The sequence below is a fragment of the Oscillatoria sp. HE19RPO genome (assembly GCF_024220515.1).
Lineage (GTDB): Bacteria > Cyanobacteriota > Cyanobacteriia > Cyanobacteriales > Laspinemataceae > Laspinema.
The window spans coordinates 1-23,879 of record NZ_JAMXOT010000158.1; the positions used below are offsets into that span (position 1 = coordinate 1).

The 23,879-nt window shown below is 47.7% G+C and carries 15 protein-coding genes; 4 read left to right on the forward strand and 11 right to left on the reverse strand.

All coding sequences use genetic code 11. The annotated features are described in order from the left end of the window. Window positions 1-399 precede the first annotated feature (399 nt). Window positions 400-663, reverse strand: a complete 264-nt coding sequence (locus tag NG833_RS14905; protein WP_254566072.1) for a hypothetical protein — start codon at window positions 661-663, stop codon at window positions 400-402. 694 nt (window positions 664-1,357) lie between these two features. Here NG833_RS14905 and NG833_RS14910 point away from each other — a divergent pair. Next, window positions 1,358-1,627: a hypothetical protein gene (locus tag NG833_RS14910; RefSeq protein ID WP_254566073.1), complete on the forward strand. Its 270-nt coding sequence runs from the start codon at window positions 1,358-1,360 to the stop codon at window positions 1,625-1,627. Window positions 1,628-1,951: 324 nt separating this feature from the next. Here the strand turns inward: NG833_RS14910 and NG833_RS14915 are convergent, their stop codons facing one another. From NG833_RS14915 to NG833_RS14960, 10 genes are all read right to left on the reverse strand, one after another. Beyond that, on the reverse strand, window positions 1,952-2,347 hold the full coding sequence (locus NG833_RS14915) for a hypothetical protein (RefSeq protein ID WP_254566074.1): 396 nt from the start codon (window positions 2,345-2,347) through the stop codon (window positions 1,952-1,954). 845 nt (window positions 2,348-3,192) lie between these two features. Continuing rightward, window positions 3,193-4,239 carry a DUF1611 domain-containing protein gene (locus NG833_RS14920; protein ID WP_254566075.1) on the reverse strand — a complete coding sequence of 349 codons (1,047 nt, stop codon included), beginning with the start codon at window positions 4,237-4,239 and terminating at the stop codon, window positions 3,193-3,195. Continuing rightward, window positions 4,223-5,326, reverse strand: coding sequence for a dipeptide epimerase (locus tag NG833_RS14925; RefSeq protein WP_254566076.1), 1,104 nt, complete (start codon window positions 5,324-5,326; stop codon window positions 4,223-4,225). The genes NG833_RS14920 and NG833_RS14925 overlap by 17 nt, the downstream gene beginning before the upstream one ends. An 820-nt stretch (window positions 5,327-6,146) precedes the next feature. Continuing rightward, window positions 6,147-6,338, reverse strand: coding sequence for a chlorophyll a/b-binding protein (locus NG833_RS14930; RefSeq protein WP_254566077.1), 192 nt, complete (start codon window positions 6,336-6,338; stop codon window positions 6,147-6,149). A gap of 5 nt (window positions 6,339-6,343) precedes the next feature. Continuing rightward, complete coding sequence (locus tag NG833_RS14935; protein WP_254566124.1) at window positions 6,344-7,450, reverse strand: succinate dehydrogenase/fumarate reductase iron-sulfur subunit; 1,107 nt, start codon at window positions 7,448-7,450, stop codon at window positions 6,344-6,346. Window positions 7,451-7,606: 156 nt separating this feature from the next. Then, complete coding sequence (locus NG833_RS14940) at window positions 7,607-8,947, reverse strand: response regulator (protein ID WP_254566078.1); 1,341 nt, start codon at window positions 8,945-8,947, stop codon at window positions 7,607-7,609. 238 nt (window positions 8,948-9,185) lie between these two features. After that, on the reverse strand, window positions 9,186-10,274 hold the full coding sequence (locus NG833_RS14945) for a PleD family two-component system response regulator (protein WP_254566079.1): 1,089 nt from the start codon (window positions 10,272-10,274) through the stop codon (window positions 9,186-9,188). A 304-nt stretch (window positions 10,275-10,578) separates the two neighbouring features. Then, window positions 10,579-11,721, reverse strand: a complete 1,143-nt coding sequence (locus NG833_RS14950) for a response regulator (RefSeq protein WP_254566080.1) — start codon at window positions 11,719-11,721, stop codon at window positions 10,579-10,581. After that, on the reverse strand, window positions 11,718-17,798 hold the full coding sequence (locus NG833_RS14955; RefSeq protein WP_254566081.1) for a PAS domain S-box protein: 6,081 nt from the start codon (window positions 17,796-17,798) through the stop codon (window positions 11,718-11,720). Before NG833_RS14955 ends, NG833_RS14950 begins: the two co-directional genes overlap by 4 nt. Before the next feature lie 2 nt (window positions 17,799-17,800). Beyond that, on the reverse strand, window positions 17,801-21,214 hold the full coding sequence (locus NG833_RS14960) for an ATP-binding protein (protein WP_254566082.1): 3,414 nt from the start codon (window positions 21,212-21,214) through the stop codon (window positions 17,801-17,803). Between the two features lie 97 nt (window positions 21,215-21,311). Between NG833_RS14960 and NG833_RS14965 the strand changes: the two genes are divergently transcribed. The 3 genes from NG833_RS14965 to NG833_RS14975 all read left to right on the forward strand — a co-directional run bounded on the left by NG833_RS14965 (window position 21,312) and on the right by NG833_RS14975 (window position 23,499). Continuing rightward, window positions 21,312-21,494 (forward strand): hypothetical protein, encoded by a 183-nt coding sequence (locus NG833_RS14965; protein ID WP_254566083.1) that lies wholly within the window; start codon window positions 21,312-21,314, stop codon window positions 21,492-21,494. 237 nt (window positions 21,495-21,731) lie between these two features. Next, a complete protein-coding gene (locus NG833_RS14970; protein WP_254566084.1) occupies window positions 21,732-23,012 on the forward strand; it encodes a C40 family peptidase in 1,281 nt (426 codons plus the stop codon). Window positions 23,013-23,277: 265 nt separating this feature from the next. Further along, a complete protein-coding gene (locus NG833_RS14975; protein WP_254566085.1) occupies window positions 23,278-23,499 on the forward strand; it encodes a hypothetical protein in 222 nt (73 codons plus the stop codon). Window positions 23,500-23,879 lie beyond the last annotated feature (380 nt).

Genomic DNA, 23,879 nt, shown 5'->3' on the forward strand with positions numbered 1-23,879 from the left:
GTCACAAGAAACCTATTTTAAGTTTCAACCTCCATTCTGGTTTTTACAATGCACTCTACTGGTAGAACGATATGAGGTCCCTCCCCCAGAATAGAGGTCCCGGTTTTAATGCGATCGCGTTACTCCTTCCCAGGGGATTCATACTAAAGGGAGAGGATGTAGCGAGAGATTGACGATATATTTTCTGTAGGTTCAAATTGATAGCAAAATTTTGAACCCGATTCCATTGGATCCATGATGCCGCCCTTTGGGGGTTAAAAACGGCTCATTCATCGATAGTTCAAGTTAGAGTGTTTTTAAAGGATTAGATAGAGTTACGGAGCTAGAATCATGGTAGATGAACTCGATAAAGAGCTGAGAAAGTGCCGAGCCTTCTTAAGTCTAGCCCTATGCCTGGTGTTAGCAAATTTCGCTGTATCCTTCAAGTTTCCCGAGCTGCCGCAAACTAGCGATGAGCCATTGGAATCGGTTTTTTGTGAGAAAAGAGCGGTAGGATTTTTTTCCACCGGCAACAGGCTCCTCGACCAATTTTGCTTGTCTGATGTCTCCTGATAACTGAGTGAAAGTGGAGCCTGAGAGGCTCACCCACCATGCCATCCAACCCGCGTCAGCATCCATTGGGGGTTTGGGTGGCATGGCGATCGCGATGGTGGGTCCCAGCATTTTTTTGGGGTCTTAGCTACAAATTGGGGTGGGTGTCCCCTCAGAACAGACCCGCTCTGGATTGACCGGAAGGACAAGGTGTTGTCTCTTCTCAAACGGGATTGAAGGTTTGATTTTATTATCCGCAGTTTCCTGACTCCGGTGGTGGGTTGGGAGGCATCAGTGCGGCTGATTCTGCCTGGGGTCTCATCCCAAATTGCATTGAATCCCTCAGAGATCCGGTGGCTCGTTTATCTATCTCCGGAGTGAGATCTGTTATCTATCTCATGTAGCGCCCCAGTTTTCTCCTTTAAAATGGCCGGTTACCTCCCAGAAAAAATAAGCAAATAAAATGTAACCTTAGAAAGATGAATATTCTCTGGTTATTAGATAGGATTAGAGCATAAGTTACTCCAAGCCTGTTCCAGAATTCATGAGGTATCCCATGTTAATCATCTAAATAATTGACCCAACTACATAAAGTGTTGAATCCCGACCCTTTCAAGTGATTTTTTTTCTATCCCACACCCACCCTTTTTAGCTAGGCAATATTCTAACCTTCAGGTAAAATTCATGGCGAAGGGATAAAAAATCCAGATAAAAAAGAAAAGGGCATTTTCATCACTGTGTTTCCAGATTTTTCCAAAATCCGTGGAAGTCTTCCACTCTTTTTTACCTTAATAAAAAAGTTGAAACAACCAAACAAAGAGGTTTTATGAGCGACTACAAAAATATTGACAAAAGACGAACAGCTAATCCCGGCGATCGCATTACAAATGAGAAAACCATTGAAGAGAAATCTAAACAACTGGCGGTAGATTCTCCCGATATTACTGGAGACCATATTCAGGTCCCGACCTATTTTATCGTGGAAGATGAAGAAGGCCATCAGGAAGCACTTCATCATGTCAAAGATGCAGAAGAAATTTCTGATGTCATTCGACAAGCCCGAACTGATGACGACGGAAATCGTCAGTGGTGGTAAAGCGATCATCTCTTAAGCCTTCGATCTTCCCAGTATCACTGATGAACGCCAGATGTACCTCAACGGTACCTCTGGTGAAATATCTAATCTAACTCAGGGAACTCTAATAGCCCGCGCAGGCGGGCTATTGAGAGAGGGTTTGGAGAGCAAACCCCTATATGAAAGAAACCCCGATTTTTATTTATTAAATTTACCACCTTGTCAGGGTTGATATACTGCCCCAACTTCCGACATGAGGCGATAGGTAACTCCTAAATTAAAATGATGTAGGTTCCCTATCCAGGGTTCCTAAAGGGTTCCTAAATTCTGCCGCTGCATCTCTTGCTAATTCAGCACTTCTTCATTACTAGAATAGTCGGGACATTCCGTGGCTTCAGTACGCAGGACCTTATCCGGTTGCACCGCACATTTTAGGTAAGGATTATTTTTAAAATATTTACAATTTGTGCAGGGTAATTGACTTACTGTAGGTAAATTGGAGAGGCGACTCCGGACTGATTTCCAAAAATTAAAGTGCATGACAAACAGCACGACCCAGACCAGTGCAGCAAAGGAAAGCGGCACTAATAACAGGTCGCCGGTAGAAAAGCTTTGCTCGGGTCTCATCGGAGACTGGGAGGCTGGAATGTCAATCTGTTCTGAAGCATTTAACTCCAGAGGCTCTATTCGAGATAGGGTGACGCGAGTTGTTGTGTCTTGATAGGTTGGAATTTGATTCATTTTTTTTTACTCTGGATGTTTAGGATGGTTTAGCCAAATATATTCGTCTTGAAACCTTTAAGAAAAATTTTTCTAACCGCCAGTCGATGTCGAGGGATAGACTCTCCCGATTTAATCAGAAAAAGTCTAGCTACTTTCACTAATATGAGGTACAGCAGCCGAATTTACTCTAACCCCTAAATTCTTCCCCTGACTCCCCTTGCTCTAAATAGTTTATGGCTTTAGTTTCCCGACCATTCGCTTTTTTGTCACCAACTCTTTCTCTGGGGTAATCCTTCCAGAAAACTGTGATGCTTAGGGAACGGGGAATTTAGGAGAATCCTTGATGGACTTCATCCAAACGAAAACGCGATCGAGACTTAATAAATAAAGAAAGCGCCTTCAAAGGGTTAATCAAAATATAACTCAGGAACAAATCCAGCGATCTCTTTCTCTGGTTGGGTTTATCTCTTTCTCTCAATATACCCCTAGGCTGAAGTTGAGTTGTTAGCCGATCGCCGGATTTTTTTCTCAATTAAATGGATGAGATAATTTCCAGCTAGATTTCCTGAACTCCCCTTAACTTGAGTTTGTTTCAAAGTGAAGCCAACGAGCAATTGGATACATGGACTGAGATCACCTTAACGTAGATTTCTCTAAGGGTTTGTAGGGAATACCGGGAAAGTTCAGCACGATCGCAGGGGCAGTAATTTAGGGGTGACTTGGCCGGGGTACAGGGGGTCAACGGTCTCACCCCGTTGTATTTGCATAGTTTATCCCTAGGGTAAACGGCCCGAATCCCTCTAGGGATAGATTTAAAACCCGCCTTCGCAAGGGTAATGGGGTGGGGAGATTTTCCCCGGAAATTAGGGGGCTAAAATGGCATCGAGTAATTTCTCTGGCCCGAAACGGACGGGATCCGTGCAGGGGAGTCCGGTTTCCGCTTCAATTTGCTGAATTGCTTCTCGGGAAGCCGCCTCATCTAAATCCCGAGAATTGAGGGCGATTGCTACCACCCGGGAGGGAGTCAAAGCCCCAGCAGCACTAGCGACCCCTTCATACAAGGCGATCGCCTCCGGCAATCCGGGAATCGGTACATGAGGATGGTTTTTAATGTGAGTTTGTCCCGCCCGATGCACCAGAACTAAGTGAGTCGGCTGACTGCCGCGCAACAAGGGTAAAGTCGCCGTAGAACCGGGATGAAACAAAGACCCCTGTCCCTCCACCAAAATCAAGTCAGAATCCGGTGGACATTCCATTACCGCTTGTTCCACCGCCCCCGCAGCAAAGTCTACCCGCACCGCATCCAGGGCCACTCCTGCCCCAGCAATCATTAACCCCGCTTGACCCGTTGCCACAAATTGCGACTGCAAGCCGCGCTGTTTGGCGAGACGATGGATTTCCAAACAAGTAGACATTTTCCCGATCGCCATATCTGTCCCCACCGCCAACACCCGGGGACAAGTCAGTTGCCGCGCCTGTGCACTGCCGATTTTGAGTACCGTGGGCTCTTGGCGGACATCCCAAATCCACTGTCCCTCCCGTAACGGAAACGGCAGTTCTGGATGATGATTTAACGGGGTATGCAATCCATTCACAATAGATAATCCCGCAGAAACGGCGCGACGGAGTTCCGCAAACCACTCCGGAGGTAACGCACCCCCAGGCGGTGCAATTCCGATCGCCAGCACATCCGGGTTCATAGCGAGGGCCGCCTCTACCGAGGCTACAATTGGCACATCTCGGGCAATGCCTGTGAGTTCAAGTAGCGATTGTCCCGCCGATTCCCCATCGATGACGGCGACAATATGGGCTTCGCTGTATCTCAACAAAGTTAACCCGGTTTTGCCAATCGAACCCAGAATCCCTTGATGTAGCAGAATGGCGACGCGATGATTAGCTGTTATACGCACGACGTTGTACTCCTAAACCCGGTAAATTATTGGGCAGCAAACGTCCTTCCTGGACGATCGCCCCGGTAAACGGATCGTCAATTAAATTCAGATGACTATCTAAATCCAGATAATCCGCTAAGGGTGAGAGGTGAGACAGGGCAGTATTCGCCACCACACTATCGGAATAACACCCAAACATCACCTGCAATCCGCAGGCGTTGGCGGTGTGAATCATCCGCATTGCTTCTGTTAATCCCCCACATTTCATCAGTTTAATATTAATTCCATGAATGCGATCGGCTAAGGGGATAATATCAGCCCGGGTAAAGCAGCTTTCATCCACAAAAATCGGTAACGGAGATTCCCGATAGAGATGCCGTAATTCCGCTTGTGCTGCCACCGGGAGGGGTTGTTCTAAATAGTTCACCCCCCGGGAGTTCAACCAGTGACTCATCGTGACTGCATCCTCCAGGGTCCATCCGCCATTGGCATCAATGCTAAACTCGGAACCCGGTGGGGCTTCCTCTTGGACTGCCAAGAACATGGCGCGATCGGCAGCAATTCCCGCAGGACTGCCCAATTTTACCTTTATCGCACAACCTTGGGTGGAGGGGACTGCCTCAGTTTCGGGACTGCCTGAGTCTAAATTAAACCAATGTCGAACCCGGGTTTTTGCAGCCTCTGGACTACTAATGCCAATGGTGAGGGAGGTGGGGACAATCCGACGGCGATCGAGTCCCCACAATTGCCATAACGGGAGTCCGACTTTTTTCCCTAACCAATCCTGTAACGCGGTATCTAACCCCGCTTGGGCGGCAGAGGGAAAGTTACCCGCCTTTGTGAGAGTCATCAAGAATGCTTCTATTTCCTGGCGATCGAAAGGACTAAACCCCTCCAATTTCGGGGCAACATTCTGTAACGCCGCCACAATTTCCGAGGTCCTTTGAGGCGTCCCCCCAGCAGAAAAAGGCGATGCTTCCCCCCATCCGGTGATCCCTTCAGCTTCTACTTTAACTAAAACATTCGTACTTTCAGCCGTAGTTCCCCGACTAATCGTCAGGGCAAATCGTTTATGAACAGTAAAAGTTTCAATCTGAATTTTCATAAGTTCAACGTCACAACGTCAGTCGTTCTCTTTCTATGTTTGTAGTAACGACTTCAGTCGTTCTCTTTCTATGTTTGTAGTAACGACTTCAGTCGTTTTCTTTCTATGTTTGTAGTAACGACTTCAGTCGTTCTCTTATGGGTATTCCAACAAATAAATCATCCTTGCTTTGATGCGATCGCACCTAACAAGACTGTATTTAGCCCGCGCAGGCGGGCTTCGTCCTGTGAGCCTCCACCCTTTCCTAACGGAACGCTTCGCGAACAGGGTGCGGGGTTTTTGGATATTTTATTTTGTGGAGTTCCCTATCCAAGTTCGTAGGAACGACTTCAGTCGTTTCCGGATTAATCCAAACAACCCTCATCAAGTTTTAACCCATCAAGTCCGGAAGTACAGTAGAGGTTAGAAACCGGGTTTCTTTACAGAATTTATAGCGATTAGCAACAAATCTGGGTCAGAAACCCGGTTTCTTGTCCCGGATAACGACTGAAGTCGGGACGTTGAACAAGAGAAGAGAACGACTGAAGTCGTTACTACTAACTCATACGGAATCCGGTTGTCAAAGGTCTGTAAAAACCTGCACCCTCAAGGGTGGGGCTATACGGACGAAGCGGTGCCTGCGCGGGCTAAAACCAAAAACCGACTTTTATCAACCGGATTTGGTATCAGATAAGAGAACGACTGAAGTCGTTACTACGAACTCAGATAAGAGAACGACTGAAGTCGTTACTACGAACTCAGATAAGAGAACGACTGAAGTCGTTACTACGAACAAAAGAAGAGAACGACTGAAGTCGTTACTACAAACATTTGGATGAAATTACCGCAATCCTAACCAGGTAAAGAGGTCTTGATGGGTGAAGGCTTCGAGTAAGAGCAAGGCGAGAAAGGCTATCATGGCAACTCTGCCATTGATGCGTTCTGCATATTCAGTCCATCCAAAGGCCGGTTCAGGTTCGGCGGGTAAATCTTGAACCGGGGGTTGAGTCGGGGTGATTTTTTGCTCAGTCATCGGGGTTATTCTTTAGGAGCTTTTGAGGATTTAGATTCGAGTTCTTGAACGGATTCAATCAGCGATCGCACTTCTTTTGTGCCTTCGGACGGTTCAAAGGTTAAGGGCATTTTGCCCCGTTTAATCGATTGGAATCCCACCGGACCCAGGCTTAATAATCCTTTGATATCTCGGAAGAAATTACCGACGACCATCACGGCAAATTTACGTTCATCGATCCATCCGCCTTTTTTGACTAAATCAATTAAGACTTTGCGATGACGGATGGAACGACTGGCTTGGTCATCGTTACGTTCGAGAATTTCGTCCTTAATTTTACCAATTTTATCCAGGGGTTCGACGCCCATTGGACAAACGGAATTACAGTAAAAGCAGCGGGTGCAACTCCAGACTCCGGAGTTCGCTTGGTTATAGTTTTGTAAGCGGGATTCGGTTTGGTCGTCGCGATCGTCTTCCACCATGCGATAGGCTTTAGCGAGGGCATGGGGACCGACAAAGTTCGGATTGACTTCCACGGCGTTGCATTCAGAATAGCAGGCACCGCAGAGGATACAATTGCCGCTTTCCTCTAGGCGCGATCGCTCCTCTGGAGTTTGCAGAAATTCTCGTTCGGGAATTTTTCTGGCACTATTACTCACATAGGGATCAACGGCTTCGAGATTGTTCCAAAACCGCTGCATATCCACCACCAAATCTTTGACAACGGGCATATTTCCCATTGGCGCAATGGTAATTTCTGGAATGGCTCCCGGTGCAGTCGCCCTTGGGGGTGCGCCCGGTAAGGCATTGAGTGCCGCATTTTCGGTTTGTTCGCGATCGCGGGTGGCAGATTCGGTTTCGGTACTCTGTTCGGAGATTTGGTTCAATCGGGCCAGTTCAGCGCCGATATTCTCTTTACAGGCGAGGGCGGAACGGCCATTAATCCGCATTGAGCAACTGCCGCAGATGGTATTGCGGCAATTTTTACGAAAGGCGAGGGTTCCGTCTTGCTCCCATTTAATCCGATTCAGGCAATCGAGGATGGTATTCCCCGGTTCTACATCGAGTTGATAGGTCTGGATCCGAGGACCCGTATTTTGGCTTTGGCGAACGATTTTAAATAAAACTTGCATGATGGCTACCCAATCCCGTGGGGGAACTGCTTCGATTATATATTGTACGTTGATTTGCACAGGATCAGGAACGGTGATTTTTTCTCCCGGGGTCCTGGTGACGGGGATCAAGGGCGTCACGAGGGCAGCTATTGTGGTCCGGGGGAGGTATCGGTGCTATTTCGGGGGTTTTTGGCGACATTGAATGGGTAGTCCGAGGGTAAAAGTGGTTCCCCTTCCGGGCAAACTCTGACAATCGAGGGTTCCCCCATGTCCTTCTACGATAATTTGGTAAGAAATGGACAATCCTAATCCGGTGCCAGATCCAACTTCTTTCGTGGTAAAAAATGGGTCAAAGGCTTGTTGTTGTAATTCTGGGGTCATTCCCGGACCATTGTCGGCGATGGAGATGGTGACGGTGTTTTCTGTGGGTTGTGCGCTGTTAATCCAGATGGTGGGGGAACGAGGTTGAGGACCGATCGCACCCTGATCATGGTGATTGGGGAGGGACTGGGGATGGCGAGAGGCTGACTCTAAAGCATCGATCGCATTGGTGAGCAGATTCATAAAGACTTGATTGAGTTGAGCGGCATAGCACTGGACGAGGGGGAGTTTCGCATAGTTTTTGATGACGGTAATTCCAGGGCGATCGCCACTCGGTTCCAGGCGATGTCCTAACATCATTAATGTGCTCTCCAATCCTTCATGGAGATCCACGGATTTGAGTTCTGCTTCATCCAGTCGAGAAAAATTCCGCAGAGATTCCACAATGGTGCGGATCCGTTCGGCTCCCCCTTGCATGGAAAGGACCAATTTTGGGAAATCTTCAACTAGAAAGTCTAACTCTATTTCTTCTTCAAGTTCTTGAAGTTCCGGGGGAATAGAGCCTAACGCCTGACGATACTCGTAGAGCAACCCTAATAATTGCTTCACATAAGTTTTGACATAAATCAGATTGCCATAAATAAAATTAACGGGATTGTTGATTTCGTGGCAAACTCCGGCCACCAGTTGGCCAAGGCTGACCATTTTTTCATTTTGAATAATCTGATGTTGGACCTGTTTCAGTTCGATTAACGTTTGTTCTAATACTCGGTTTTTATCCATCAGTTCCATTTGGAGCGATCGCAATTTTAATTGATGTTCCACCCGCACTAGAACTTCAGCTTCTTGAAAAGGTTTAGTAATATAATCATTTCCCCCGGCTTCAAAGGCTTTAATTTTATCAAAAACATCATCTAGCGCACTAATAAAAATAATCGGAACTTCCCGAGTATTGGGATTGGCCTTGAGCTTGGAACAGACCTGATACCCATTCATTTCGGGCATATTAATATCCAGCAAAATCAGGTGAGGTAAACTGAGTTCTACAGCATTGAGTGCCAGATGAGGGGTGAGGGCTTTCCGAACCCGATACCCTTTTTTGGTGAGAATGATGGACAAAAGCCGGAGATTAGCTGGGGTATCGTCCACAATCAGAATATCTGAAGATTCAGGGCCTGTGTTATTTTTCTTCATCAGATTATAAAGGACTGGGCAATCAATAAAATTTGAAAAGCTTGATGAATTTTAGTCTATCAAACTTTAAAGAGTTTGTCGAGGAGATTATGGCAAATCCTTAACCATTACAGGGGAGGATGGACAACAAGATTGATTGACCCCTCTTGGTAAGGAGCGCACAAACGGGATAGCACTGGGGATTAGGGTTTTTCTGAATTTCATAAAAATATGATAAAGTTACGGCATCTTTTGATGTTTATTCATATAATTCACATTGATAGTTTCCACATTTAAAGGCTTCCCCTTGAGGTTGAGGGAGATAAGTACAATAGCAATTTCTGCCAGTTTGTTTGGCTTGATAGAGGGCTTTATCAGCGCTTAAAATCAGGGTATCCAGGGACTCTTCTATGGTGGGGATCATCGTACAAATTCCGAGACTGATGGTCACGATATCGCAGACATTAGACGCACAATGTTTAATATCTAGCTGCTGGATTTCCCGCTGAATGTTGCGGGCGACGGACAAGGCTCCCTGGCAATGGGTATGGGGAAGGATGGCGGCAAATTCTTCTCCGCCATAGCGCGCCACTAAATCCGCCGGACGTTTAACCGCGTGACAAATAGCTTGGGCCACCTGTTTTAGACACTCATCTCCAGCGGGATGACCATAAGTATCGTTATAGGCTTTAAAATAGTCAATATCGCATAAAATCAAGGACAAAGGATGATGATGTCGCCCTAAACGGGTCCATTCTTGTTTGAGATATTCATCAAATTTGCGGCGGTTTGAAACCTGAGTCAACCCATCAATGCAGGCCAGTTTTTGTAATTTTTGATTGACTTTTTTTAAGGCACTTTCAGCTTTTTTTCGGTTATCAATTTCCTGCAAAAGTCTGTAGTTTTGTTCTTCTAAAAGGCGATTCTTCTCCTGGAGTTGGTCTTGTAAGCGTTGGATTTTGAGTTGATTTTCAATGCGGACAATGACTTCTTCTAGCTGAAAGGGTTTGGTAATATAATCGATTCCGCCAACTTTAAATGCTTTAACTTTATCCAAAACATCATCTAAAACACTGATAAAAATAATTGGGATGCTTCTAGTTGTTTCTGAGCTTTTTAAAGCGAGACAAACTTCATATCCATTCATGGAGGGCATATTAATATCTAGGAGAATTAAATCCGGGATTAAGGCATGGGCAGCCGTAATCGCCATTTCTCCATTCAAGGCTTTGCGAAGATAATAGCCATGCTTCGTCAAAAGAGAGGATAAGACCCGCAAATTATCTGGGGTGTCATCCACGAGGAGAATATTTCCTTTGCATGATGGGGGAGTCAATCCTTCAATCATAGTCTGTGCATCCCTGTGATGATTAAAACTGCCCAGGATTGAGCCGGTTTAGCGCGGATGCAGATAGGTTGAGGCCCTTTAGATTGACGGAAACTGGGATAGATGGAGCCGATGATAGCATACCCCTGAATGTTTTTGTTTTTTTCATGCTGGCTATCTCCCCATTGTAAAAATATGGATTGGTTGAGGTGAGCGACTTAAGAAGTCATCTTTCGTAAAGGATTAAAGGGTAGAACTTGAATATTAAATCAACAGATGGATGAGAACCCTGACCGATGGATCCCGATCAATCATCCTTGCCGGTTCAGGATTTTAGGGCAGGGAGGGTAAAATAAAATGTGGTCCCCTCCCCCTTGATGGAATCAAACCAAAGTCTTCCCCCGTGACGTTCGACGATTTTTTTGCAGAGGGTTAACCCAATGCCGGTCCCCGGATATTCATCGTAGGAATGTAGACGATAAAATGCATCAAAGATGCGATCGCCTTGATCTGGGTCGATGCCAATGCCATTATCCCGGATTTCAAACTGCCATTCTTCTGGATGATTCAGATGACAAGAAATTTCAATTTGGGGGGAAACATTCGGGAGTCTAAACTTAATAGCGTTAGCCATCATATTTTGAAAAAGCTGCATCAATTGCATCTCATTTCCGCTGACTGTAGGCAGATGGGAATGGGTAATCACTGCCCCACTTTTGGAAATCTCCCCACTTAAATTGGCGAGGGCTTCTTCCAGCACAAAGTTAGAATCAATGGATTCAAAAGTTGAGGTAGGAATGTCCAGTTTAGAATAGGTGAGTAAATCCTGAATCAGTTGGGTCATTCGCCCGGAAGCCTCAACAATATTTGTGAGATAGCGATCGCCATCGGGACCGAGTTGCTGTTCATATTTCCAAGTGAGTAAATCTGCATTGCCAAGAATCACTTGGAGAGGAGATTGTAAATCATGGGACGCCATATAAGCAAATTGCTCCAGTTCCCGATGAGACTGCACCAGTTGAGCATTTAAGGCTTGCAACTCTGCATTTTGGACTTTGAGTTGATATTGGAGTTTTTGAAGGGTCAGGTGATGTTTAACTCGGGCGAGCACCTCTTCAATTTGAAAGGGTTTAGTAATATAGTCAGACCCCCCACTTTTAAACGCTTTGACCTTATCCCATTCATCTTCCAGGGCGCTAATAAAAATCACGGGAACATCCTGAGTCTTCGGGTCAGATTTCAGCCGTTGACAGACCTCATAACCATCCATATCCGGCATCATAATATCCAACAAAATGACATCCGGTAACAGGTTTTGACAAGCGGTCAGAGCAATTTGACCATTGAGGGCTTTGCGGACTTTATAGCCGCGATCGCTGAGAATCTTCGCCAAGACTCGGAGATTGATGGGGGTATCATCCACAATCAGAATATCTTTGTGGGTACGTTCGAGGGGGTCTAAATTCATGATTTCTCCTGTTGCGTCAGTGCCATTACTATTTCAAATTGAAAGTTATTTGCCAGGTTCGTCAGTGCCTTTGCTAAGGGAGCATTCTCAGGGGTAATTTCCTCAATTAACTCCAAAATCATATCATCACTACATTGGCAGGCTGCATCATAAACGCGGACCACCCAATCCCGGGGCATGACTTGGAAAGATTGAGCATCCAGAGTAAAGTCTGAATCCTCGGTTGAATCTTGAATCTTCTTGTCAGAGTCCGACTCTATTGGCTCATCATAAATATATCGTACCCCTATATGCTCCACCACCTTGGAGAGCAAAACTTCTTCGCGAAAAGGCTTGTGAATAAAATCATTACATCCAGCCGCAAGCACCAGTTGACGGTCTTCTTCAAAGGCACTGGCGGTTAACGCAATCACCACGGTGTTTTGACCCTTTGGGGTGGCTTTAATCAGTCGAGTGGCTTCAAACCCATCAATGTCCGGCATCCTCATATCCATCCAAATTAAATGAGGGTCCCAGCTTTCCCAAATTTCCAGGGCTTCGCGACCCGTGGCTGCACCCCGGACAGAAAATCCTAATCCGGAGAACAGCGTCATCAGCAGCAGACGGCTTTCAAAGGCATCATCAACGGCTAAAATCCGGTATTCCGGTTGATTGGGTGCTAAGGCGATGGGTCGGGGTTGAGTCTGTCGTGGGGGACTCTTCACAGGTTCCCCTTGGCCGGGGGTGAGGTCAAAGGAAAACACGGTTCCTTGATTGGGGATACTGCGGACCTGAATCTGTCCCCCCATCAGTTCCACAAATTTCTGGCTAATCGGTAACCCCAGACCCGTGCCTTGTCCGGATTTCATCCCGGTTTCGGTTTGGCCAAAGGGTTCAAATAGCCGGTGCATTTCCTGGGGAGCAATTCCCGGACCTGTGTCTTCAATTTCAAAGTAAAGTTTGGGAAGGCGATCGCCTAGAATTGTTTTCCCGGGTTCCATCTCCTCGTGGGTGGCGACCCGAACCCGTAGAAAAATCCCGCCAGTTTGGGTAAATTTAATGGCATTCCCCAGAATATTCAGTAACACTTGCCGCAGTTTTCCTTGATCGGTGCTGATAAACTGCGGCACTTGGGGATCAATCTCCAACTGAAGCTGTAACCCTTTAGATTTAGCCTTGAGTCGCAACATCGTTTCCAGATTTTCCAGCAGATCTAATAAGTCAAAATTGGTTTCATGAAACGCCGTGCGCCCTGCTTCAATTTTGGACATTTCCAAAATGTCATTAATTAAATCCAGTAGATGTTCTCCGGCGCGATTAATAATCCGTAATTGCTCTGCCTGTTGGCTACTCAAGGATCGATCGCGCGTCATCACCTGGGAAAAGCCGAGGATGGCATTTAGGGGAGTTCGCAGTTCATGACTCATATTGGCGAGAAATTCGCTTTTGGCACGGTTGGCGGTATCAGCGGCGATCGCCGCTTTTTGCAGGGCCTGAGCTTGCTTTTGGGTCCGTTCGAGCAGTTGTGCTTGCTGCAAGGCTACCCCTAATTGGGTGGCAATTTGGATGGCAATATTGACATCCGCTTGTTTCCAATAGCGCGGAGCGCTATTTTGATAGATCGCCAACATTCCCCAGAGTTGATTATGGGCAAAAATTGGGACGATTAGATAGGCTTGCACTTGCAGTCGATAGAGATGGGGGAGTTCGTCGGGGTTTAAAGGGGCCTGGGTGAGGTCGGGAATGATTAAGCAAGGCAAATCTGACGGACGGGGATAGAGGGGGTCGGGGTGGCGACTGCGCTGGTCTAGGGCTTCCAGGGTCAAGTTCCAGGCACTCAAAGCTGCTTCAGTATCCCTCAACCCTTGCTTCTGGAGGAGTTTCTCTGGGGGTTTTCCGTCCGGTGCAGCCATCAGGGGAACCCAGTCTTGACCCACGGACTCCCAAATCGAGTTTATATCGGGTTTCGGAGGACAGCGATAGACGACGACCCGATCGCTTTCTAGGAGTTGTCGTAAATCCTGGGTCGTTGCAGCGAAAATCTGGTCCAGTTCCAAGGTTTGGCGCATTCGTTGGAACAGGGTAAAAAGGGCCCGATCGCGTTCTGAGCGTTCTAACAGGTCATTTTCGGCCAGTTTGCGATCGGTGATATCAGAAATCGTACCAATGTACCCTTTCAAAGTCCCGTCGGGATTGATTTCGGCGATCGTCTGACCCATGACCCAGGTTATTTTTCCATCGGGACGTAAGAACCGATACTCGGACTTAAACAGGACTTGATTTTCCGAGGCGGTATGACACTCGTGATTCACCCGACTGTGGTCTTCCGGGTGCAAGGTACTCATCCATCCCGGCCCCAGAGATTCAGCCTGGGATAGTCCAGTAATTTCACACCAGCGTTGATTGACATACAGACAGTTACCCGCAGCATCGGTGTGGAAAATCCCCACGGGGGAGGCTTCTGCTAAGGTTTGATAGCGGCGCACAGAAGCCTGGAATGCCTCTTGGGCGATTTTGCGCTCTGTGATATCGATCCAATACCCGACGCATTCCCTGACATTGCCGATTTCATCATGGATTAATCTCATGCGATCGTCAAACCAGTGATAAGTGCCGTCGGCATGGAGAAAGCGATATTCTGCGCTCAGAGTGCCTTTGGAGAGCAGGGTAGGGATTTTTCCGAAAAGGCGATCGCGGTCTTCGGGATGAATCCGCGATCGCCAAAAGTTGGGGTTTTCTAAAAATTCCCGCGCTTCATACCCCAGGATCATTTGAACATTTTCACTCATACAGGTGGCGCGATAGTTACCGAAAATTTCCGCACTATAGATAATCGCTGGACTGGAACTGAGCAAGTATTGCAGGCGTTCCGTGGTTCGTTGTAACTGGACTTGAGCCGAAACGCGATCGCTGATGTCTCGTCCTTCGGGGATCAGCAAGATGACCCTCCCCTGTTCGTCCAGGACGGGTTTCAGGGAAAAGTCAAAAGTGAGGGTGACTCCTTGAACCCCGGTGGCTTCGACTTGATAGCGGATAAACTCCCCTGCCGATGCCTGGGAAATGGCTGCCTTCAGTTGCTGCTGGAGTGCTGCCGACTGATTCCACCAAGGCAGTTCCCAGAAGGGTTTACCGACGACTTGGGCCGGTTCTAACCCGATAAAATCCAAGGCGGTTTGATTCAGTTCCAACACCGTGCCATCGGGGTTGAGCAAGCCGATCAATTGGAACATAGAGTTAAAAATAGCCCGAAATCGTTGCTCACTTTGTTGCAGGGCTTGCTCCGATTTCAAGCGTTGAATTTCGGCAGCAGCGCGATCGGCAAACAGTTTTAAAATCGATTCGGTGTGAGCCGTGGCAAACATGGGTTTGTCATCCAGGATCGCTAGATAGCCTAAAGTTTCGCCCTGGGCAGTTCGGATGGGTAAACCCAGATAACTCTCGGCATTGAGAGTCACTAAGCCGAGGTCCGTGGGAAATAGAGTTTGGAGCGATTGGGAATAATAACAGGTTTGGCCCGTTTTTAGCACCAGATCGCAGGGGGTTCCGGGGAGTTCATACTCAATGGGTTCACTCCAGCGATTGCCAAGCCAAAAGGCCAGGGAACGGGCCCGATTTGGAGTCGAGTTGCTACATTCGGCTAGGAGGGCATATTTGACTTGCAGCACGTTGGCGATGGATCGAACACAGGCGTGGAAGTATTCCGTGCCAGCGGTGGCAGCGCTGCCTTCTACCATTGCTCGTAAAGCTTCTTCCTGCTGGCGGCGTTCGGTGATATCGATGGTGGTTCCGGTGGCCCCGCGAATCCGCCCTTCCGAGTCCCGTAAGGCGATCGCATTCACCAGGACGTATATCTGTTTGCCGTCTTGACGCTGATAGCGGGTTTCATGTTGCAGCAGGGGTTCTCCCTCTTGCAGCAGCCGTCGCAGGAGCTTTCTTTCCCCCTGCCGGTATTCCGGGGCGACAAATTGAGTGAGTTTGCAGCCGAGGGTTTCGCTAGAAGTATAACCGTAAATTTTTTCGACTGCCGGATTGACAAACGTATAACATCCTCGGATATCTATCGACCAAATGACATCTTGTGAGGCATCTACCAGGGCTCGATATTTCTGTTCGCTGTGCCGGAGGGCTTCTTGGGCAATGCGGCGTTCGCTGATTTCTCGTTGTAACTGGAGATTTTGTTGCTCAAAGGCGAGGCGGGCTTCTTTTTCCTCTTCTAGGAGTTGGGCTTGGGCGATCGCAATTCCCAGTTGCGCGGCGATCGTCTCGATCAGTTCTACCTCTTGTGCGGTCCACTGGCGAAACCGATCGCACTGATGCAAGCTGATAATCCCATTGGCTTGACCTTGATAAAAAATTCCCACGGATAGCATCGACTTGATGGTGACTTGGCGATGCAGGGAATTGGGACTGTCTAGCCTGGGGTCGGTATTGACATCATCGTAGGCGATCGCCCGTTCTTCCGATAGCAAGGATTGTAATCCGGGATTGTCTGCCAGGTAAATGCTGCGGGGTTTGAGGGAGGAATGGCCGGGACTTAAATATTCTCCGATCACCGGAATCATCGGCACAGGTTCATCTACATAGGTATGAATCAGGCATCGACAAACTTTAAAGGCCCGTCCAATAACGAAGGCAGCGGTTTCAAAGACTTGCTGGGTTTCGATTTCGCTGCGAATGCGATCGGTGATTTCCCGCAGCAGATGACTGCGGTGTAATTGTTGTTCGATCGCCAATCGGTTCCGTTCGCGATCGGTGATATCTTTACTAAAGGTCAAAATGCCCGGATTCCCATTGAGGTCAACGAATTCGGCACAGATCAGGATGGTTTTGATTTCCCCGGTTTTGGTGCGAACTTGGGTTTCTACGTTGCTCAGGCTGCGTTGCTGGCTAAATTGCTCCACAATGTCGCTAGCAGCTTCTGGATTGGTAATAAAATTGAGTTCTTGAGAGGTTTTGCCGAGGATTTCTGCCCGAGAATAGCCCCGTTGCTGACAAAACGCTTCGTTGACTTCTAAATACCGGCATTCGGGCCAAGAGAGGATGGCGACTGCATCGGGAGAAGCGCGAAAGGCTAAGGCAAACTTTTCTTCCGTGATCTGACGCTGGCGATCGGCCTGTTGTCGTTTCGCCCCTTGCAGGATAACCGCAGCCAGGTCCGCGAGGGACCGAATGAAGTTTTCCTCCTCCGGGGTCCAGAGGCGATCGAGGGTGAACCGGACACTTTCTAAAAATCCAATGGTTTGACCGTCCTGGCGGATGGGGGCCAGTCCTAGGGAACCCTTTGACCCGGGTTGCGGGGAAGAGTCTATGGGGTTTTCGGGGTCACCGTGGCAGACAAAGGTCAGGGAATCCGTGGAGGAGGCGGCTTGGGAGGCTAAATAATCCCCGAGGATATCTGGATTGACGGCCTCAACCCCTTCTAAATGTTTTTCAAAGCTGGCAAATCGTTTGAGTTTTGTTCCCGGTTCGTCATATAACCACACCCCGGCGCGATCCAAGTCTAAATAGTTAACCGCAGCGGCGATCAGTTCGTGAAAGGCGGTTTCTAAATCTCCCTGATAGAGGTCTGGACTTTTGGCGAGGTCGGTTAAGAGGGTGTTTTGGATGCGAAGTTCTTCGGCCCGGTCTAGGAGGGCGGTTTCTGCCAACCGGCGATTTTGGATTTCTTGTTGGAGGTGAAGATTTTTGGCTTCCAGTTCTTTTTGCAGCGATCGCAAGCGCAGTTGATTTTCAATTCGGGCAATGACTTCTTCAACCTCAAAGGGTTTGGTAATATAATCTACGGCCCCGAGGGAAAAGGCTTTGACTTTATCCAGGGCATCGCTTAAAGCCGTTAGAAAAATAATCGGGATATCCCTTGTCCTGGGGTCAGCTTTCAGGAGTTGGCAGACTTCATAGCCGTCGGGTTGGGGCATCAAAATATCCAGCAAAATGAGGTCCGGGGGATGCACGAGGGCAGCGGCAATGGCAGATTTCCCCTCTAGGACTGGACGAACCACATACCCCTGCTGGGACAAGACTTGGGTTAACAGGCGCAGATTCTCTGGGGTATCATCTACGACTAATATATTATTATCGGCAGTTTCAGCGCTGTTCATTTTTATAATTGACTCTGACGAATAAACGACAAAATACTCGGATAATCAAATTCATCGACCCAGTGCTGTAGGGCCTCGGCGACTGCTGCATTTTGCTCCGGGGGATAAAGGGCAATTTGGGCGATCGTCTGGTTCATTGCCGCTACATCAATGCAGACAACTGCCCGTTCCAGTTCTTCGAGAATCCCCGCCGGTAGGTCCCAGAGCAATGCTGAACTGAGTATAATCGGCGGCATGAAGCGAGACGGTTGTAAAGGGGATTTTGATTTTTCTTCATAAATAAATTGCACACCGATATAGTTATGTATTGTCTCAAAAATAGTGGATTCATCCAAGGGTTTACGAATCCAATCATCGCATCCTGCCGAGAGGATACGGGCTGTTTCTGAGGAGAGGATACTCCCAGTGATGGCAATAATCACCGTGGCCCGATCGCCGCAGAGTTTTTTAATCCGTTGGGTGGCTTGATAACCATCCAGGACCGGCATTTGCATATCCATAAACATCAGATGGGGGTGCCACTCTGACCACAGGGCGATCGCCTCGAACCCGTTCGTCGCTTCCCGCAGTTCAAAGCCGAGGGGAGACAACAGGGCGATTAACAGTTGCCGATTATCTAATTGATCATCCACAATCCCAATCCGATACCGGGGTTGGTTCGGGGCGAGGGCCACTGGACGGGGTGCTTTTTGTGGCGTCGCCTCGGGGATTTCCGAAACTTCCTTCACCGGCAGATAAACCGTGAAGCAACTCCCGCGCCCCACTTCCGATTCTACGAGGATCTCCCCTCCCATCAGTTGGACGAACTTGCGCGAAATCGGGAGTCCCAGCCCTGTTCCTTCAAGGGCGTTGGATCCGATCTTGGTTTGCACAAAGGCATCAAACAGACTCGGGATATCTTCCGGGGGAATTCCGGGTCCGGTATCTCTCACTTCAAAGGCTAACATAGGGAGCCTCTCAATGTTGCCTAAAACCCAGTCGGACCTCTCCCCCCTGCCCCCCTCCCCTACGAGGGGAGGGGGGAATAAATCTCTTTCTCCCCCTTCCCTCGTAGGGAAGGGGGCTGGGGGGTTAGGTCTCTTTTCCCCATTGAGATGCTCCCCCAACCTATTCCCCGAAATCCGGGAAATTTCCCCCCCTTGATTCTCCAAAACTGTCCCCGCATCTGGATTTTCTCCCTCTCGTCTCACCCATAAACTAACCCCTCCGGTTTGGGTAAACTTTATGGCATTTCCTAATAAATTAATCAACACCTGTCGCAGCTTCATTTCATCAGTCTGTAAGTACCGGGGCACCTCGGGAGCATACTCTACCGAAAGCTGCAATCCTTTTTCCTGAGCTTTAAAGTAAAACATCGATTTCACATCATCGAGTACCCCATACAAATCAAAACAGGTTTCGGTCATACTCAGGTGTCCCGATTCAATCTTCGCCATATCCAAAACATTATTAATCAGGTTGAGCAGATGGTGACCACTGCGCTGGATAATCTCAGTCTGTTCTCGACATTCCTGGGGTAATTTGGGATGGCGTCCAATCAACTGATTAAAACCGAGAATCGCATTCAAAGGGGTCCGCAATTCATGGCTCATATTAGCTAAAAAGCGGCTTTTAGCTCGATTCGCAATTTCCGCCGCTTCTTTCGCCGCGACTAATTCAGTGGTTCGGGCTTCGACTTGTTGTTTCAATACTCGATTGTAATCGGTTAAAACGGCCTTAGCTTCCTGGATTTCAGAAATATTTTCATAAGCATTAATAGAATAAATAACTTGTCCTTCTGAATTATGAATGGGAATTGAATTAATTTTTAAAGGAACAATTTCCCCCGACTCGAAGCGAATTTCTAAATCATCAATGCTCACGGTTTCCCCCCGTAATGCCCGGAGGCCCGGGAGTTCGTCGGTGGGGTAAAGTTGATCCGTTCCAGTCCGATACACTTGATAGGTTTGCGATAAATCTTTGGCGGTGACGTTGGGAACAATCCCTTTTCTAAACAAACATTCTCCTGTGGGATTAACATAAGCCAAACTGCCATCAGGATTCATCACCGCCACCCCTACGGGTAAGGCTTCTAGGAAATCCTGCAAGCGCCGTTCACTCTGGGAGAGGGCTAGATTTAAGGATTGCAGTTCTCCTAAAGAGTTTTGGAGTTGATCGGCCATTTGATTAAAGGAATGGGCTAATTCTCCCACTTCATGAATCACAGAGATATTCACAGGTTTGTGCCGTTCTCCTTTGGCGATCTCCTTAGCGGCTAAGTTGAGGGATAAAATCGGTTCGGCGATCCATCTAGCGGTGATCAGTCCGCAGCCGATCGCCCCAAAAAGAGCAAGGATACAAAACACAACCATCAGCCGAGTGCTTGCCTCGATATCCTGCATAAAATCCGCAGCCGGAATCACCACGGCAATCAGCCAATCTAATCCCAACTCATCCTCGAAGGGAACCAGTTGTAAATAATGAAGATTTCCGTCGATGCGAAACCTTAACGCTTGAGGTGTCTTCAGAGTCTGCCAATGAGTGACGTGTGATCGCAAATATTCACTGGTTTTTTGCACCAGAGGGTCCTCACTCTCTGTCCCCTGGATCCGTTGCAACCGTTGAGTCTGATTTCCCTCCCGAATCCGATAGGGGGGTTCCGAGTTGGAACAGCCGACAAGCAACCCATTCGGTTCCAGGATAAATACTTGTCCCGTATTCCCAACCCTCAATTGGGCGAGGAATTCAGGAATCATCGAAAGATCAAAGGCAGCAGAAAATACCCCCAACAGTTCCCCACTCTTCGGGTTGTAGATGGGATAACTGGCATTCAGCGAGAGGTCCGAACCATCCCCTAGTTCAAAAATCGGCACCCAAGTCGGTTCACCCGCCTCTACTGCTTCACGATACCAGGGACATTGCTGTACGGGCGGTTGCCGAAATTGGCGGATTAGATAAGTTTTTTTACCATCCTGCCCCAGGCGATAATAATAGATTAAGTTCGGTTCCACCGGATCCGACATCAACATTCCCCAGACGGGATGGCGAACCGCGATTCGCAATACCCCCTGTTCTGTGCCAACTAAAAGGTGACTCACCTCTGCAAATACCTGGACCTGTTGAAAAAGATGGCGTTCAAGGGCCTGCGGATCTGCGAGATCCAGTTGACCTTTGCGAACCGCTTCGGCATTGATGCGATTGATCTGGTGGGGAACCGCAAGATGGTGGGTGAGTTGTTCTTTGAGGCGATCGCTCACCTCAGCCATTAACTTGTCAGCCAGTCTGCCGATCGCCTGTTGACTGTTCCGATATGAAAGGTATCCCGTCAACCCCACCGCCACCACAATTTGCAGCACAAACGGAATGATTAAAACCCGACGAAGAGGGACCTGTTTAACCAAGTGAGTAACCCGAGTGGCGATCGCGCTCTTGAACATAAATTATCAAGATAACGGGATAAATAGTCTTGACTCATTGTATCCCGGAATACTCTCTCCAAACCGAATTGAATCGAATTTTCTATTCACTTTAAGAATGATTCATGACTCTCCCGGACTGCCAGTCCTCCCCAAGGGTAAAACCCCTCAATCCCTATTTCCTAGCCACTGGATTCATCCGGGCTATACTTCCTCCCGGGTTCACCGCCAGTTAGATTTAAAATCAGCGATCGCACCACCGCTTCTACCCCAATTAATACTCACCGAATTTCCCAATTGAGAATAAGCGCGATCGGCCTTCGGATGCAGCCTAAACTCATTAGGAAATCTGGGCAATCTCGCCACTAACCGTTATGACTCACAACAGTTAAGAGAAGGCTATAGCGAGGGAAGCTTCGTTCCCACAGAGGCGACTCCCACCCCACTCAGAAATAGACTATCCGGATTTGCGAGTGAGGGGTTGAAACAATGGCTAGGCATGGGCCTTCCGTTGCGGTTACAACACAACAGAATCACGATGAAATCTAACCTATTTAAGTTCACAATCCCCTCTTTTTGGATCGGATTATTAACCTTTTTCCTCGCCATCAGTTTATCGAGCCCGGGACAAGCCGTTTCCGCCGATATCCAAAATTTTGTGAATCAATTGACCCCGCAGATGGAACAGCTTTTACAACAGCAATTCCATCGCCGCCAAGTCTTTTTTGATATTTCTCCTCAACAGTCTGGAACGATTACCCGATTGGAACCTTATGCTCGAATTAACCGAGATACAGTGTTTGAAGTTAGCATTACTTCCAGTGGCAAAATTCCGGTTATAACGGGAAAGGTTTTAACCGCCCAAGAACGCAACTTAATTGAAGGATTAGCTGCGGAAAGTTTCCCGCATGGGGCTGAATCCCATTTGGCCATTTTCCCCTATTCTGATGTTGATTTAGATTATGGGATTACGGTCAAAGCTTTTAGCAATCTCTATACCAAACCGACCCTAGAAATTGGAGACTTAGCCACCCAAGTGCGGATGGGAACGGCGGTTAAGCTATTAGACTATAGTCCTGACGGCAAATTTGCCCGAGTCAGAATCGAAGATGATGGATATCTGGCTTGGATTCAACGGCAAGATTTACTAGAATGCGATCGCCCGACTTTTGAGGCTTGGATTAATGCTCCAAAAGTCCAACTCACCGAGACGATTTCCCAACCCCAAACCCTCTATTTAGGAACCCGTCTCCCCTTAGTTCCTCAAGAAACTTCCGGGTATAAAATCACCGTTAGCTTACCCGATAATCGCCTCCTAGAATTGTCTAATCGCCAAGTAATTTCTCCTCAACTAATCTCCGATAAAACTCCTTTAATTCAACTGGCCCAACAATTTATGCCCGAGAAAAAATATGGAGGGGGTCGCTATTTATGGGGGGGAACAGTCGGGAATCGTCTCGACTGTAGCGGATTCGTCCAGACAGTTTTTCGTGAGGGAAATTTTTACTTACCCCGGGATGCCTATCAGCAACAACTCTATTCTCAACTTGTGGCTGAAACGTTGCAAAACCTCAATGAATTACAACCGGGGGATTTAGTTTTTTTCAGTGAAAATCGCCGGTTAGCGACTCATGTGGGGATTTATATTGGCAATTCCCAATTCATTCATTCTACCCCGCGAGGCGGTTACAGTGGGGTGAAAATTAATCGTCTCAGAAATGGCACTCAGTACGATCGCTATTTTCAACGGATTTATTTTGGGGGAGGACGAGTCCCGTCCATTCCCATCGGCGATCGCACTCTGCGCCTTGCCACCTAATCCTGTAACTTCTGGGTCAGGAGTGATCCGGAATCTGGTATTCAAAGGTCTATGAAAACCGCCTGAAGTTAACAGGTTTTGTACTCACCCCATAAAGTGGGGGGTCAAACCCCTCACTTGGTGATTACCTCCTTCATTTGTAAATGTCAATGATCGAGATCTCTGCGATGACCTGATCAACCTCATAGGTTTTGTATGCTGGCGATCGCCACCGCTTTCTTCAACAAACTTCATACTTGAAACCGTAGAGTTTTTCTAAACAACTATGACTTACGGGGAAACCCTGCATACAACCACCCAGAGAACGCCCATATCAACGGATGAAATCCTCGAAAGAATTTTTAAATGTCGTCAGATTACTCGTTTGGATCAACAACTCTTGATGTCGGGTTTGCTATCGAGAGAGGCGATCGGCGAGGCCGATTGGTATAAAATCAACCAGGTATTCGACCTCATCCACCAGGGGTTAATTCGCGTAGTCGATTAAGCCCTCGAAATTTCAAGACTCTATTTAAAAATAATCCAAGCGACTCTAACCCGAGTCAAATTATCACATTTTTCACTATTCTTTGATGGGATTTCACTCAATAATTCAGCCAAAAAGCCGGTTTATGGAAAAATAAACCGGCTTTTTGCAATCTCCTGATATAGCAATCCTAAATGATTTGTAACATTTCTTGCTCCCCTCTCCCGTTCTGGGAGAGGGGTTGGGGGTGAGGGTCTTCCACAACTGAGATAGGACTGCTATAGCTGAGTAACACTTATCCGCCCGACCAAAGAAGTAGAATAGGCGGTGGGTACTCTGTCCCAAAAACTGTAGAGAGGAGTAGGAACTGCTTCCCGACGCCATCCCCGCAATTGTGGGGA

Coding starts and splice junctions, on each gene's coding strand:
- NG833_RS14905 (WP_254566072.1), bottom strand. CDS start 663: ATGCTGGGACCCACCATCGCGATCGCCATGCCACCCAAACCCCCAATG.
- NG833_RS14910 (WP_254566073.1), top strand. CDS start 1,358: ATGAGCGACTACAAAAATATTGACAAAAGACGAACAGCTAATCCCGGC.
- NG833_RS14915 (WP_254566074.1), bottom strand. CDS start 2,347: ATGAATCAAATTCCAACCTATCAAGACACAACAACTCGCGTCACCCTA.
- NG833_RS14925 (WP_254566076.1), bottom strand. CDS start 5,326: ATGAAAATTCAGATTGAAACTTTTACTGTTCATAAACGATTTGCCCTG.
- NG833_RS14930 (WP_254566077.1), bottom strand. CDS start 6,338: ATGACTGAGCAAAAAATCACCCCGACTCAACCCCCGGTTCAAGATTTA.
- NG833_RS14935 (WP_254566124.1), bottom strand. CDS start 7,450: ATGCAAGTTTTATTTAAAATCGTTCGCCAAAGCCAAAATACGGGTCCT.
- NG833_RS14940 (WP_254566078.1), bottom strand. CDS start 8,947: ATGAAGAAAAATAACACAGGCCCTGAATCTTCAGATATTCTGATTGTG.
- NG833_RS14945 (WP_254566079.1), bottom strand. CDS start 10,274: ATGATTGAAGGATTGACTCCCCCATCATGCAAAGGAAATATTCTCCTC.
- NG833_RS14950 (WP_254566080.1), bottom strand. CDS start 11,721: ATGAATTTAGACCCCCTCGAACGTACCCACAAAGATATTCTGATTGTG.
- NG833_RS14955 (WP_254566081.1), bottom strand. CDS start 17,798: ATGAACAGCGCTGAAACTGCCGATAATAATATATTAGTCGTAGATGAT.
- NG833_RS14960 (WP_254566082.1), bottom strand. CDS start 21,214: ATGTTCAAGAGCGCGATCGCCACTCGGGTTACTCACTTGGTTAAACAG.
- NG833_RS14965 (WP_254566083.1), top strand. CDS start 21,312: ATGATTCATGACTCTCCCGGACTGCCAGTCCTCCCCAAGGGTAAAACC.
- NG833_RS14970 (WP_254566084.1), top strand. CDS start 21,732: ATGAAATCTAACCTATTTAAGTTCACAATCCCCTCTTTTTGGATCGGA.
- NG833_RS14975 (WP_254566085.1), top strand. CDS start 23,278: ATGACTTACGGGGAAACCCTGCATACAACCACCCAGAGAACGCCCATA.